Origin of the sequence: Streptomyces sp. NPDC048650, assembly GCF_043199095.1 — a bacterium.
Lineage (GTDB): Bacteria > Actinomycetota > Actinomycetes > Streptomycetales > Streptomycetaceae > Streptomyces.
Genome location: NZ_JBICVM010000003.1, coordinates 304,026 through 316,855 on the forward strand (window position 1 = coordinate 304,026; position 12,830 = coordinate 316,855).

The 12,830-nt window shown below is 68.9% G+C and carries 15 protein-coding genes; 12 read left to right on the forward strand and 3 right to left on the reverse strand.

Annotated features, from left to right (window positions below; translation table 11 throughout):
• Window positions 1–487: 487 nt before the first annotated feature.
• On the reverse strand, window positions 488–1,108 hold the full coding sequence (locus tag ACGFML_RS10670) for a hypothetical protein (RefSeq protein WP_393542159.1): 621 nt from the start codon (window positions 1,106–1,108) through the stop codon (window positions 488–490).
• A gap of 592 nt (window positions 1,109–1,700) precedes the next feature.
• Between ACGFML_RS10670 and ACGFML_RS10675 the strand changes: the two genes are divergently transcribed.
• A complete protein-coding gene (locus ACGFML_RS10675) occupies window positions 1,701–2,150 on the forward strand; it encodes a GntR family transcriptional regulator (protein WP_393542161.1) in 450 nt (149 codons plus the stop codon).
• A gap of 10 nt (window positions 2,151–2,160) precedes the next feature.
• Complete coding sequence (locus tag ACGFML_RS10680) at window positions 2,161–2,727, forward strand: HD domain-containing protein (protein ID WP_393542163.1); 567 nt, start codon at window positions 2,161–2,163, stop codon at window positions 2,725–2,727.
• Here ACGFML_RS10680 and ACGFML_RS10685 read toward each other — a convergent pair.
• Together ACGFML_RS10685 and ACGFML_RS10690 are read right to left on the reverse strand one after the other, a co-directional pair.
• On the reverse strand, window positions 2,715–3,188 hold the full coding sequence (locus tag ACGFML_RS10685; RefSeq protein ID WP_393542165.1) for an NUDIX domain-containing protein: 474 nt from the start codon (window positions 3,186–3,188) through the stop codon (window positions 2,715–2,717). The two genes, ACGFML_RS10680 and ACGFML_RS10685, sit on opposite strands and share 13 nt — an antisense overlap.
• Window positions 3,185–3,952: a helix-turn-helix domain-containing protein gene (locus ACGFML_RS10690; protein WP_393542167.1), complete on the reverse strand. Its 768-nt coding sequence runs from the start codon at window positions 3,950–3,952 to the stop codon at window positions 3,185–3,187. The genes ACGFML_RS10685 and ACGFML_RS10690 overlap by 4 nt, the downstream gene beginning before the upstream one ends.
• 829 nt (window positions 3,953–4,781) lie before the next feature.
• On the opposite strand from ACGFML_RS10690, the gene ACGFML_RS10695 reads away from it, so the two are divergent.
• The 10 genes from ACGFML_RS10695 to ACGFML_RS10740 all read left to right on the forward strand — a co-directional run bounded on the left by ACGFML_RS10695 (window position 4,782) and on the right by ACGFML_RS10740 (window position 12,822).
• Window positions 4,782–5,051 carry a DUF6284 family protein gene (locus tag ACGFML_RS10695; protein ID WP_393542169.1) on the forward strand — a complete coding sequence of 90 codons (270 nt, stop codon included), beginning with the start codon at window positions 4,782–4,784 and terminating at the stop codon, window positions 5,049–5,051.
• Entirely contained in the window at window positions 5,048–5,494 is a 447-nt protein-coding gene (locus ACGFML_RS10700) for a Pycsar system effector family protein (protein ID WP_393542171.1), read from the forward strand. Before ACGFML_RS10695 ends, ACGFML_RS10700 begins: the two co-directional genes overlap by 4 nt.
• The gene (locus ACGFML_RS10705) at window positions 5,491–5,814 is read left to right on the forward strand and encodes a hypothetical protein (protein WP_393542172.1); all 324 of its coding nucleotides are present in this window, start codon (window positions 5,491–5,493) and stop codon (window positions 5,812–5,814) included. Before ACGFML_RS10700 ends, ACGFML_RS10705 begins: the two co-directional genes overlap by 4 nt.
• Complete coding sequence (locus ACGFML_RS10710; RefSeq protein WP_393542174.1) at window positions 5,811–6,350, forward strand: hypothetical protein; 540 nt, start codon at window positions 5,811–5,813, stop codon at window positions 6,348–6,350. Before ACGFML_RS10705 ends, ACGFML_RS10710 begins: the two co-directional genes overlap by 4 nt.
• Window positions 6,347–7,357, forward strand: coding sequence for a DUF2637 domain-containing protein (locus tag ACGFML_RS10715; RefSeq protein WP_393542176.1), 1,011 nt, complete (start codon window positions 6,347–6,349; stop codon window positions 7,355–7,357). Before ACGFML_RS10710 ends, ACGFML_RS10715 begins: the two co-directional genes overlap by 4 nt.
• Window positions 7,357–7,713 carry an RRQRL motif-containing zinc-binding protein gene (locus tag ACGFML_RS10720; protein WP_393542178.1) on the forward strand — a complete coding sequence of 119 codons (357 nt, stop codon included), beginning with the start codon at window positions 7,357–7,359 and terminating at the stop codon, window positions 7,711–7,713. Before ACGFML_RS10715 ends, ACGFML_RS10720 begins: the two co-directional genes overlap by 1 nt.
• Before the next feature lie 11 nt (window positions 7,714–7,724).
• Window positions 7,725–9,617, forward strand: coding sequence for a hypothetical protein (locus ACGFML_RS10725; protein WP_393542180.1), 1,893 nt, complete (start codon window positions 7,725–7,727; stop codon window positions 9,615–9,617).
• A gap of 102 nt (window positions 9,618–9,719) precedes the next feature.
• The gene (locus ACGFML_RS10730; protein WP_393542181.1) at window positions 9,720–11,915 is read left to right on the forward strand and encodes a hypothetical protein; all 2,196 of its coding nucleotides are present in this window, start codon (window positions 9,720–9,722) and stop codon (window positions 11,913–11,915) included.
• 224 nt (window positions 11,916–12,139) lie between these two features.
• On the forward strand, window positions 12,140–12,334 hold the full coding sequence (locus tag ACGFML_RS10735) for a hypothetical protein (RefSeq protein WP_093813914.1): 195 nt from the start codon (window positions 12,140–12,142) through the stop codon (window positions 12,332–12,334).
• 14 nt (window positions 12,335–12,348) lie between these two features.
• Window positions 12,349–12,822 (forward strand): hypothetical protein, encoded by a 474-nt coding sequence (locus ACGFML_RS10740; RefSeq protein WP_393542183.1) that lies wholly within the window; start codon window positions 12,349–12,351, stop codon window positions 12,820–12,822.
• The last annotated feature ends 8 nt before the right edge of the window (window positions 12,823–12,830 follow it).

The window sequence follows — 12,830 nt, forward strand, 5'->3', positions numbered from 1 at the left end:
GTGGCCGCCGGACCGGCTTCGGCGTGCGCCGGACGACCAGCCGCTGGGAGGGGGCAGCCCCCGCGGCCCGCGAGACCACTTCGCCACGTATGCGACGCGGCCCCCCGCGGGACCCGGTGACAGCCGTACGACACCGGTCCCTCCCCGTGGTCATCCGGGGCCGGCCCGGCGCTTCCACCTGTGCACCCGCGCATGCCTTGACCAGCAAAAAGACCCTCCCAAGGGGAGGGTCTCCGTCGGCGCCCCCGGCAGGACTCGAACCTGCGGCCAAGTGCTTAGAAGAGAGTGATCCACTCCAGCTCACCTGACGGCTTGACCTGCGGCTTAGTGGCTAGCGAGGCCCGCTCGGACAGTGTCGTCACCGTGTATTCACCGGAGGGGAGCGTTCCGGGGGCAACGTCAGGCGGTTGAGGCTCGGCAGTCACAAGCGAGCTTGATGAGCCGCGCTTTACAAGGCCAACACAGCTTCGGTCTGATGGCGTTGTCGTCAGAGACTGCCGTCACCCTGCTCCATGCCGCTCGTGCCGCCGGCCACCGATTCACCGGGGAGCTGCGCCGCAGGCTGCCGCGGTTTAACGACCGTACCCAGCTGAACTGTTGTTTGCTGCTTCAGGAGTAGGCCAGTTGGTAGATGCTGTAGACAGGCAGGGCAATGAGCGGCCAATTCTGGGTCGACGCGATACGGCCCGAGGGTGATTAGACGCGCTTCTCGCTCCTTCCGCTCCTTCTGTACTAGCGCAGCCCCCAGAGCCGTGTGCAACTTATGCATCTCATCCTGACGGAGCACCTTCCTTTGCTCCTCCAGGCCGACTCTCTGCCATGCTGTTTCAGATGGGTCAATTGCTGTGCCGCAGCACTTGTTGACGAGTTTTACGACCTTGCACAGGTCGACGCGGATCCGTTCCTCTTGTTGACACCCGACCTGAAACGCCTTCAGTACGTGTTCGGGGCTTGGAGGACGGTAAGAGGCATAGTCCACTGCTTCCATCGTGTCTGGATACACGTCAATGATGTGACGCCGGAGCCATGCCTCCACATCAGATGCAACCAGCCGAGGGCCAGCGTGCTTATTACTCCCTTGAAACCGCAGCATGTCGATGTCGTACATCTGTTCAGCAGCTCGCCGAACATTCTGGATATCACTTTTGTCTGGGTGTCCATACCCGTACACTCGCCCGGCGAGCGTCCTCCATGTCATCCAAACCGGATACGGCTCAGAAGTGCGAGCACTCGCCAATGTCTTCCGGATACGATCACGGACTGGCGCAATTCGTTTAGTCACGGGTGTAAACCCTACTGGCTCAAGTGGGCAGGCTTGCGTAATTGTCGCACGCAACACCGGTCGGACATTGCGTAAACTTCGATTGACGCCCTCTCCTGCATTCTATGAATATCGGCTGGAATTACCAATCTCTCGGTGGCGTCAATTTGGTTGCTGGCTGTCACCGGTGCACGATGGCTGCATCGCCACATCAAGGACATATTCGACAAAGAGGGTTATGCCTCCGAAGTCGCAGACTCGCCACGAGTTCCAACTCCACGCGGGGACATGTGCTTGGTCGTTGGGCGCCTGCCCGGACGGCTGGTCGACTTCACCGAACCCCGCAACGGGCTGGTCGGGCCTGCCCGGCGAGCGGTCCTTTGATACCTGCTGTGCGACGCTTGGCCATGCGGCACATCAGAGGGTGAGAGGGGACCAGATGCCAGGTGCGAGTCCGCGCGGGACGTATTTGTTGATCGCGGATGCCCTGCGCAAGGAGATCGGGAAGGGGCGCTTCGCTGAGACGGGGCTCCCCTCCGAAGCCGCGCTGATGCGTGAGCACGGGGTGGCGCGGACTACGGTGCGGCGCGCTTTGGAGATCTTGGAGAAGGAAGGTCTCATCCATTCCGAGCCTGGGGTCGGCCGCGTGGTCAGCGACGGCAGAGAGCGACGCCCCTTGACGCAAAGGATGAGCGACATGATCGCGGGACGCGGCTTCGCGGTCGGTGACGCGTTCCCGTCCGAGGCCCGGCTCTGCGAGGAATTCGCGGTCTCGCGGACAGCCCTGCGCAGCGCTCTATCAGCGCTGGAAGGTCGGGGGCTCCTGGAAGCCGTGCATGGGAAGGGGCGGTTCGTTCGCGCTCTCCCGGCAAGCACACACAATTCGTAGGCTGGAGCTCATGGGACTCACAGAGCAGGCATTTGCCCTCTCGGAATCGATGCTGGCCGACCCCCTCCCGCGCCGCTGGGCGCATTCGCTGGGGGTCGCCAAGCGTGCGGCGACCTTGCACCCCATCCTCGGCCGCGACGCCGACGTCATGGAGGCCGCCGCGATCCTCCACGACGTCGGTTACTCGCCATCAATCGCCACGACAGGGTTCCATCCGCTCGATGGCGCCCGGTTCCTCCGTGAGCAGGAGTCGTTTGACGAACGGGTGGTTCGTCTGGTGGCGCATCATTCCTGCGCGCTGCTTGAGGCGGAGGAGCGGGGACTCCGTGACGAGCTGGCGAGTGAGTTCGAGATGGAGCGTCCGGAGCTGGTCGACGCCCTGATCTTCTGCGACATGACGACGACCCCGGACGGTGGCCACACCGCGCCGGCCGACCGCCTGAACGAGATCGTGGCGCGCTACGGCCCGGACACCATCGTGGGCCGCTTCATCCAGCGGGCGGCACCCGAGATTCACGCTGCCGCGAGCCGGGTCGAAGAGCGGATGGCCGCCGTGAGCGCAGGTCAGCCGACGTAGGGCACCGGCCGTGAGGTATCCAGTCCGTGATCGATGCGCAACCGCATCGAGGGGTGGATGTCGAGCCGGTCTAGGTCCGCTGGAGCGACCCAGCGGACCTCTTTGGATTCGTCGCTGGTGCGCAGCGAGCCGCCCGTGGGATGCGCGCGGAAGCAAATGGAGAACTGCTGCCGGACCTCTCCATCGTCGTACGCCATGACGTGGCGCGGGTCTGTATAGAGGCCGCTGACGCCGTCTACGGCGACCGCGATACCGGTCTCTTCCTCGACTTCCCGTACGACGGTCTCGGCGATCGACTCGCCGATGTCATGGCCGCCCCCAGGGAGGGCCCACAGGTCATTGTCAGTCTTGTGGATGAGCAGGAGTCTCCCGTCCTCATCTCGGACGACGGCGGTAACCGAAGGCACCACCGAGTTGGCTTTCGGGGCGTCCGGATCGTTGAAGTAATCCCTGCGGCTCATGCGTGAACCTCCGAGAAATCGGGGGGCGAAGTGATCACGCGGGCGGATTCCCACACGCGCTCAACGCTCTCGGCGTAGGTGTCGAACAGCTCGCCACCAGGGACGCGCTGTAGGTGGAGGACAGGGGCGAGGTAGGCACCGACTCCGTATACATGGCCGTTCGCGAGCAGTTCGTTGTCGGCACGGTAGATGGAGTTGTAGAGGGTCGTGCTGTGCAAACGGAACTCGACGCCCGGCAGGCCGAAGAGCCCGCGGTAGTTCATCAGCGCGTTGCGGATCTTGCTGGCCATCGCGTCGCCGATTCCCTCGTCTGCACCACGGGTCGCAACCTCGGAGCAGTCCGGGTCGCCAAGCATGAAACGGACCCGTACGCCGTCCGCCGACTTCTCTTTGACCAGGCGGAGGAATTCGGGATCTTCGGTCAGCCAGAACCCGGAGTAGACCAGCACATCGAAGTGCGTCCGGGATGACGCGTAGAGCTGTGGCCAGAGACGCGGGGGCACCGCCGAGCGGTGTGGGTACAGCTTCACCAGCTCTGCACTGCCGGCTGACGTGACCTCGGCCATCGTGCGCTCGTCGGGCCATAGGTAGGACACCTCGTAGCGGAGGAGTGAAGCCACCGCGTACTGGAAGCGGCGATATGGCTTGCGGCCGGGGCTAATCCACCGTTCGACGGTTTTGCTGGCCACTCCGAGGCGTTCGGCGACCGTCTCGATGGTGAGGCCGCGTTCCGTGATCGCGCCACGAAGGCGCTCGTTCGCCATCTCCCTTTCTCCCCCTCTGCGTTGGGACGTCTTGGGACGACTTCGACCCTAGCCAGACGTCCCGGAGTCGTCCATGAGGGCGGTCGTACGTCTGCCGCTCAGACAGCAATCTGGAAGCACACCAAGAGAACGCCCTCCTGAGGGCGGGTTCTTGACAGCGCATGAGATACAGGTATTACATGTATCTCATGCCGCCGGGCGCCGCACCACTGGGCACCGGAAGTCACATTGCTTGACCTGCGCAAATGCTTGACCTGCGCCGCTCGGACGACCCCGTGACACGGGCCGAAAGAAAGCGGTCGTTGCTTGAGAACTGAACAGTGTGATCCGCCACCGCAGCACTGGCCGTGACGACTCCGGCCGGAGGTGAGTGGAGATCCGTCGTGTGGCGCCATCACCCTGGTGGTGGCAGTCGGCACGTGCGATGACCCGTCAGACGCCCAGCACCTAAGGGCGGCCCGGTGCAGTACCAACTGGGCGCTCATTGCTGATGGCAAGCACGGATGGCCTGCACCCCACGACGTAAAAGAACGACGCGGCATCAACCTTTCGTCGCCATGACGTCCGGGAGGGGGCTCCCCGGATCGAGCACGGCCCGCGTCCATGCGAGACCCGCGGCCCCTGGTAGGGGCCACACGCACCACCTCGATTGCCGAAGCTCCTGGCTTCGGTCGGTTGCCTCCTCCGTCCGTCTGGTCTGAAAGGGCCGTACGGGCGGGGCTGAGGGGAGCCGGAAGTCCATTCCTGCTTCACCCATCAACGGCGCGCGGCCCCGGGGCGCAATCCCGGGGCCGCTTCGGGCCGTCCATCTTCGAAGGGATCACGACCCATGAAGTCCATCGTTGCACTTCAGGCGGTTGTTACCGCCACCCCGCCCACCGGCGGCCCGACGGCAGCCGAGCTGGCCGCGGTCGAGGCGGAGATGCCGGTCATCTTGGCGGAGGTCGAGATGCTGGACGCGCAGATCATGATTCTCGACCGCACGCCGTCCGAGGTGGACCAGCGGCGCATCCGGCGGGCGCGGCGCAAGGTGCTCGCCGCCCGCCGTGAGATCGCCAACCAGTCCGCCGCGGCGTTCGTGCCGGAGGTGGGGGCATGAGCTTCCAGGACGCTGCTCTGACCTTGGCGCACGCTGAGGTGAAGGCGGAGATCGCGCGGACGGACACCAAGACGGCGTTGCTGCTGGCGTTTGTCGGCGCGGTGCTCGCGGGTGCCTGGACGGTTGGCCGTGACCTGCCGCTGACCGTGCCCGCCCTGGTGGCGGGCACCCTCGGTCTGGCGGTGCTGGTCGGTGCGGCTGGTCTGCTGCTGCGGTCGGTGCGCCCGAACCTGGGCGGCCGGCACGGCTTCCCGCTGTGGGCCACCCTCGCCGCCGACGAGATCGGCGCCGCTGTCGCCCGGGATCTGGCCGCCGACATCGCGGGACTGTCCCGGCTGGCGGTCGCGAAGTTCACGTGCCTGCGCCGCGCGGTCGACCTCACCATGACCGGCGGCGCCCTGCTCATCCTCGCCGCCCTGCTCACGGCTGGGGGCGCGTCATGAACACCCAGACGATGAACGACCTCGCCGCGCCGCTGCGCTTGCTGCGGCTGCTGGCCACGGACTTCCCCGACCTGCCCGCCATGAACGTGGATGTCTCCACGCTCTTCCCCGACCGGCTTGAACTGGTGAGCCACGACGACTTCGGCACGTTCGAGGCGTGGCGCGCGGCGGTCGGCATCCTCCCCGAATCGGTGACATACGCCGAGCAGAGCGCGGGGCGGACGCGGGTTCTGCGCGCGGCCACCGACTACGCCGGCGTCCGCCTGAGCCTGATCGCCTACAGCGCGAACCCCGGGCGTGAGGGCGGTGAGTCGCTGTGATCCGCATCGTCACCCGTGCCCGGCTCGTCGGGCTGCAGCAGGACATCGTTCAGGCCCGTGCCCGTACGCGGGAGGTGCAGGAGACCGCGGATCGTGCGTTCGCCGGTCACACCCGCTCCGCTCAGCGCCTGACCGCGCAACTGAAGACCGCACGTCGTGAGGCCGAGGTGGCCCGGGCGGATGCGCTGGACCTCCAGGCGGCCCTGGACAACATCAAGGCCCAGCTCGCCGAGGCACACGACCGGGCGGCCGAGCAGGCCGCCCAGATCGAGGCACTGAGCGCACCGGCCCCGGCGGATGCGTCCATGGCGCTGCTGCTCTACTACGGCAAGCCCCACAGCATCCACCCCGACCGGGCGGCCGCCTACGCGTATGCGGCCACCCTGGGGGCACCGTTGAGCGGCTGGGTCCCGGTCGGTGAACGTCCCGCCGCGGAGCTGCGGTGGGTGTGCATGTCGTTCATCTACGACGCCGCCCCCGACCACTTCCGCAGCGTCACCGCCCCCGCGGTGGAGCCGGTTGGGGGTGCGGCGTGAACGGTGTTCAAGTGCGTTCAGCAGAGAAGGCATTGTCCGCCGGCACATGGCTGATCGTGGGCGGCGCGATGCTCTTCTCAATCCTCACCGTGACCCCGCTCATGTCCGCCCACACCCCCAAGGCATGGGCCTGGACGGCACCGATCCTGCCGCTCGTCGTCGACGCCGCGGTCGTCATCGTGGTCCGTCTGGACTCGGTGCTGGCCCGCCTGGGCGGACACGGCGGCCGGTGGCCCATCGCCCTGCGGTGGATGACCGGCGCCATGACCCTGGCCCTGAACATCGCCGACTCCGCCCTCAAGAAAGACCTGGTCGGAGTCTCCGTTCACGCGGTGGCGCCGCTGCTGCTAATCGTCACGGCAGAGACCGGACTCGCCTACCGACGCGCCATCACCCACGCCGTGACCGCCCTGGAGGACAAGCGCCAGGCCGAACGCGAGCGCCAGGAGAACGCCGTGCGCGACCGTGAGGAAGCCGCCCGCCGGGAACGAGCCGAGGAGCGCGAGCACGCTGCCTCCCTGGCGCGTGAACAGCGTGAGCATGAAGCCCAGCTCACCCGTGAACAGGCCGACCGCGAAGAGCGCCTTCGGCGTGAGGAACGCGAGCAGGCCGCCGCTCGAGAGCGGGCGGAGCGGGAGGCTGGTGAACGCCGTGAACGCGAGCGTGAACAGCAGCAGCGCGAGCGTGAACAGCGTGAACGCCAGGCCGCAGAACGGGCCGCGCGTGAGCGTCGCGAGCGGGCCGAGGCCCGTGAGCGTGAACAGCGCGAGCGCGAGGAACAGGCCGAGCGTGAACGCTCCGCGCTCCTGTCCCGCGGCCCGGCCCAGGAGAAGCTGCCCGAGGACGAAGCCCGCGCCCTGATCGCCGCAGCGTTCGCCGCCGGCCTGCCGGTGCGTGCCGCCTCCGAACTGTGCGGCTGGTCGGTCGGCTGGGTCTCCACCCGCTACGCCGAGCAGCGCCAACCGGACGACGCCGGCCGCGCTGACCTCGCCATCGCCACCTCGTGATGGGCAGGCCCAGCCGCAAACCCTGCGGCCTGCCCACCTACCCCTGGCGCCTGGCCCCGGACGGTCTGGCCACCCGACGTCAACTGCGCGCCTTCGGTCTGCGGCCGGGTGGTCAGCCGGTGGTCGCTCAGGTCGAGCGGCCCCGGCGTCGTCGCGGGCCGCTGGTGGCCTACCTCTACCGCATCGACCAGGCCAAGCCCGTCCGGCGCATGACCCCGGGCAAGTGGGCGGCCCTGGCGAAGGCGAACGCCGCCCGCCGCACCTGTCCCGTCTGCCGGCGGGATGCGGGCTACACCCTCCCCACCTCACTCGGCGTGTGTGTGCCCTGCGCAGACGCTCCCGCGCTGGCCGCATGAAGGAGGCTCCCATGCCCTCGACCGCAACCGAGACCAAACCACCCACCCCCGCAACCACCCCCGAACCCCTCAAGCAACAGCCGAAGCCGGCCGCACAGACCAGGGAACCCGCCTCCGCGCCGGGGCAGACGCTGGCCGGGGTGCTGATCCCCGGCGGCGCGCTGACCGGCCTGATCGGGTTCTGCTGGCTCTCTCATCAGTTCGGCCTGCCCGCCGTTCTCCTGGCCGTCGTCGCCTGCTCGGCCGTCGCCACCGCCACCTTGGTGGTGAAGGCGGGCCGGCGCCTTCGCCGTTCCGGCACCGGCCGCCTGGGGCGGGCGTCCTCACGCTCACCCGGCACCGGACACCGCACCCCTGCGAGCTCCGGCTCTACGGGGCGGACACCGGGCGGGGGCGGGCGGATTCCGGCGGCCCGCACCGGCTCCGGCCCCTCCCTCCGTAAGCCCACCAGGACCGCCGCCGACGGTGGTCGCATGGGCGGCTCATCGCACAAGCCGGGCGGCTCGCTGGCGACGAAAAACAGGCCGCCGTCGGCCGTCGCCCCGAACACGGCTGGCGGAAATCCCGCTCGTCTTGGGCGGAATGCGGCTGCCACCGGCGGCACCGGCCGCAGCCTCACCGCGCCCAAGGCGCCACGATCCTCCGCCGGTACCGGCGGAGGATCGGCGCCGCTCAAGCGCTCTGGCAGCGCTGGTGGTGCTGGGCGGTCGGGGCCGGTGGAGCGGCTGGCGCGGACGCTGCGCCGCAAGTCCCCCACCACGCCCACGTCACCGACCGGCGCCGGGAGCTCCGGTGGGCGGTCGCAGTCGAGCGGTGTGAAGGGCCACAAGCACCACCGGCCGCCGTCTTCCTCGTCTCCGTCGGTCTCCAGCCGGGCCTGGAAGGCGGCCAAGGCCCTGCAAAGGGCCGTCAACCGCGACCGCACGGGCGGAAAGGACCCCGACCCCGGCAAGCTCAAGGCCCAGCCCAAGGTGAAGAAGCCGAGCAAGGCTAAGGGCAGCAGTGGCATGGGCCGGGGATCCGGGGCCAAGGTCGCTCAGCGGTCATTCAGTGCGGCGATGGGCACCTGGCGGCGGGGCCGGTACTGGGTGGGGCGCAAGCTGCGTCAGCACACCAGCGCCCTGACCCGGCAGCGGCTGCGCAAGGCCGCCGCCCCCCTCTGGGCCACCGCCCACGCCATTGCCCGGCACGGGACGCCGCTGCTGGCCCGCACCTGGCGCTACGGCTCCCGCGCCCTGCTCAACGCCCACCTCGCGTTGGGCTCGGTGTGCTACTCGGCCATGGGCCCGAACTGGCTGCGGCCCCTGGCGCGCGTCTTCCACACCCTGACCACCCCCGCCGCCCGCGCCCTGGCCTGGGCCGGGACCTGGGGGTGGTTGAACCGCTGGATGTACCGGCACACCGGCGCCGGAACCACCCCCACCTCGCCCAAGACCCGCCGCACGGCACCGGCCGGCGGCCGGACGGCTGGAGCGCACCGGCCGGTGCACAGCCCGACCCGCATCTCCACCCCCGCGACGAACGGAGTTCCTGTGTCTTCCATCGAACCGGCTCTGCCGCTGCAGTACGCCGCCGACGCCGTGCGCACTGCCGGGGCCATGATGGTTCTCAACCCGGCCGGGAACATGGTCGGCTATGAGGCGACCATCAACAGCCTGGCGGAGATCCAGCGCGCGATTGGTGACGTGATCTCCATGGCGGCGCACTCCAGCCGGGAGAGCTTCAAGGTCAACGCGGCCATCCCCGAGGCATACGACGACACCGCCGTCTACGCCCACGCGCTCGCCGGGCGCCTGGACTCGATCCCGACGCTGTTCCGGATCATCCACGCCGAGCAGATCGACAACATCGAGAACCCCACCATCCAGGGCGCCAAGTGGGACCAGCGCGCCAACTGGCAGTAACCCGCTAACCCGTCCGTCATCGCCGCAGGCCAGGCACCAATCGCCGGTGCCTGGCCTGCGGCCTTCCGGCTCACCTCGACCGATCGAACGGAGACCCTGCTCATGCTGAGCCGTCCCAGCAACCACGAGCCGATCCCCTGGCGGCACGGTGTGGTGTCCACCCCGCTGTTCACCGCCGCCACCGTCTACGCCGGCGGCCTCGGCCTCGGGCTGGCCGCCGATGCGGGCAACGCGCTGCCCCTGGGCTGGATCGGCGTCGGCTCCCTCACCGGTATCGCCGCCGCGGCCACCTCCCGCTTCATCCGCACTTCCGGGCAGTCGAAGTTCCGCCGCTGGTTCCACACCGGCTTCACCGCCACCTGGACCAGCGCGGCCTACGCCTGGATCAACTGGACTGCCCATGGCAGCCCTTGGACGCTCGCCTCCGCGGCCGTCGTCGGCGCCGCTACCGCCGCCCTCACCCCGTTCTACGCGATCGACCGGGGACTACGAATGGAGGAGATCGCCGCCCAGTGGGCCGCCGAAGCAGGTACCGGCTACGGGGACCGCGCCGAATGGACGCGCCTGCTCGAAGAAGTCGGGGCGAAGGGCGTGGAGGTCGGCAAGAGCCAGCGCACCCGCGGCGGCTACGCCATGCCACTGACGCTGTCCAGCACCTCCTACGAGCAGCTGCTCACGATGCTGTCGGCGCTGGAGACCCGCAAGGGCGACATCCGCCCCGGCTCCCTCCGCCTGGTCCGCGCTGAATCCGGCCTGGCCTCCGAAGCGATGCTGCACGTCACCACCCGCAACGTGCTCGCCGAGACCATCGACCTGCCCGACGACTGCCACCCGCTGACCATCCGGGAGCCGCTGACCCTGGGCCTGCTGGAGTCGGGGGAGCCGATCGAGATCCTGTTCCGTCAGGTCAGCATCATGATCGCGGGCATGAAGGGGTCTGGGAAGAGCGTCCTGCTGCACGTCATCATCTCCCTGCTGACCCGCTGCACCGACGCGGTGATCTGGATGATCGACATGGCCCAGGGCAACACCGCCAAGCGCTGGCTGCGCCCCTGGGCCCAGCAGTGGAAGGACACCGACGGAGGCCTGATCGACCGCCCGATCCTGGACTGGGTGGCCACCGACCCGGCCGAGGCGGTGCGGCTGCTGAACGCCGCCCTGGCCATCACCGACGGCCGCGCCCGCCGGATGAAGGGCGGCAAGATCCAGCCCAAGGACACCGAACCCGCCGTCATCGTCCTCTCGGACGAGAACTCCGACCTGATGGCCTGGACACCGGAAGCCCTCAAGGCGAAGATCCGGCTTTTGAAGAAGGGCCGGAAGGCCGCCGTGGACGTGGTCGACGCCGTCCAGCGCGGCACCGGCCCCAACACCGGCGGCGGCGAAGTCGATTCGCAGTACGACATCGCCATCGGCATGCGCTTCGCCAAGAAGCAGGAAGGACAGTTCGTCTTCCCCGGCCACTACCAACAGGTCGACCTGGCCAAGCTCCCCGGCAAGGGCAGCCTCTACATCCTTGACCAGGCCCGCGCCCAGGAAGGCGGCATCGGGCCGGAGCGCGGCAAGGTCTACTTCGCCAACGACGAAGACGAACACGCAGACGGCACCCCGCGCCACGACATCGAAGAACTCGCCGCGGCCCGCTGGGACATCCGCCCCGACCTCGACCAGGCCGCGCAGGAGGACGCCGCACCGTTCGGCTACCCGGAGCGCTGGTCCGACCCCGAGCGGATCGCCTGGCTGCTGGACGCCCTGGGCCTGCCCACCCCGGCCGGCACCGCCGCCCGCACCGCAGCGGGCCGGACCAGCGCCGCGGGCGGCAACACTGCACCGGGACAGGCGGGAGGCATCGGGACGCTCACCCCGATGAAGCCCCTCGACTACTACATCGAGAAGGCCAAGAACCCCTCAGCCGAACCGCCCCAGGAGCCCCCGGCTCCGGCTACCGGGCCCGCCACCGGCGGAGGGTCGGGTGGTGGTGAGGATGATCCGCAGGTGGCCGCGGCGATTGCGCGGGCCCTGGCGGAGTTCGAGCGCATCACCGAACAGGCCGCCGAAACCGCCCCCGAAGAGGAGCCGGTCGAGGCGGCGCAGGCCGGGCCGGAGTGGCTGCCCACCGCGATCGACGCGATCGAGTCGGCCGGGGCGATGGGCATGAAGCCGGCCGCCATCGCGGAGATGGTCGGCCGGGACCGCAAGACCGTCCGCGAAGCCCTCAAGGCCGCCGCCGAACGCGGCGAGTTGGTCTACCGCGACCGCGGACCGCACTCGGTTTACGTCCACCCCGACCACACCTGACCTCACGCACGGTTACTGGGTAGTGGGTAGTGGGGCGCGACACCCCACTACCCACTAACCCCGGGAATCGCTCACCTGGGGGTTCTCAACAGGGGCGCCCCAGTAGACGCCCCACTACCCACTACCCAGTACTCACTACCCACTAAAGCTACACACCGTGACCATCACGTGGGCGGCCCTTCCGAGGAAGGGCCGCCCACCGCCGTACCGACAGGAGAACACCTGTGGCCCTGACGCTCTCCGCCACCGTCCTCTTCGGCATCCTCGCCGTCGTTCTGCTGCGCGGCAGGCACGTCAGCTTCGGCAACGCGCTGGTGCTGTTCCTCTTCGGCTTCTTCGTCGCCGGCACCGGCGCCTACAAGCCCATCCACAACCTGTGCCAGGCCGTAGCCGACGCCCTCACCCACCTCACCGCCTAGCAGGAGGAGGACTTGTGGACCCCCGGCCCACGTACACGATCACCACCGCCGAAACCCACCAGGCACCCGCCCACCTCCAGCACCGCCCCACACCACCGATGCCACTCCACGAGATCCCGCCCGGCGTCGAGATGGTCACCCTCCCCAACGGCATCCACACCCTCGCCTACACCCAACCCACCCCGCCGCCCATGACCGCGGCTCCGGCCGCCCAGCCGGTCCCGGCCTGGGCCAAGACCACCGCCCTGCTCGTGCCCACCACCGGCTTCGGCATCGGCGCCGCCGGAGTCGGCCTCTCCTACGCCACACCAGGACTGATCGCCATAAGCCACGCCCTGTGGGCCGCCGTCGCCCTCATCGCGACCGGCGGCGCCGCGGCAGCAGCCCTGATCCAGCGCTGCCGCCGCCCCGCCCCTGCACAGATCACTCAGAACATCACCGCGACCGGATGGTTCGGCCGCGCGAGCGGCACCATCAACCACCGCTAGGAGAACCC

Coding starts and splice junctions, on each gene's coding strand:
- ACGFML_RS10670 (WP_393542159.1), bottom strand. CDS start 1,108: ATGTACGACATCGACATGCTGCGGTTTCAAGGGAGTAATAAGCACGCT.
- ACGFML_RS10675 (WP_393542161.1), top strand. CDS start 1,701: ATGCCAGGTGCGAGTCCGCGCGGGACGTATTTGTTGATCGCGGATGCC.
- ACGFML_RS10680 (WP_393542163.1), top strand. CDS start 2,161: ATGGGACTCACAGAGCAGGCATTTGCCCTCTCGGAATCGATGCTGGCC.
- ACGFML_RS10685 (WP_393542165.1), bottom strand. CDS start 3,188: ATGAGCCGCAGGGATTACTTCAACGATCCGGACGCCCCGAAAGCCAAC.
- ACGFML_RS10690 (WP_393542167.1), bottom strand. CDS start 3,952: ATGGCGAACGAGCGCCTTCGTGGCGCGATCACGGAACGCGGCCTCACC.
- ACGFML_RS10695 (WP_393542169.1), top strand. CDS start 4,782: ATGAAGTCCATCGTTGCACTTCAGGCGGTTGTTACCGCCACCCCGCCC.
- ACGFML_RS10700 (WP_393542171.1), top strand. CDS start 5,048: ATGAGCTTCCAGGACGCTGCTCTGACCTTGGCGCACGCTGAGGTGAAG.
- ACGFML_RS10705 (WP_393542172.1), top strand. CDS start 5,491: ATGAACACCCAGACGATGAACGACCTCGCCGCGCCGCTGCGCTTGCTG.
- ACGFML_RS10720 (WP_393542178.1), top strand. CDS start 7,357: ATGGGCAGGCCCAGCCGCAAACCCTGCGGCCTGCCCACCTACCCCTGG.
- ACGFML_RS10725 (WP_393542180.1), top strand. CDS start 7,725: ATGCCCTCGACCGCAACCGAGACCAAACCACCCACCCCCGCAACCACC.
- ACGFML_RS10730 (WP_393542181.1), top strand. CDS start 9,720: ATGCTGAGCCGTCCCAGCAACCACGAGCCGATCCCCTGGCGGCACGGT.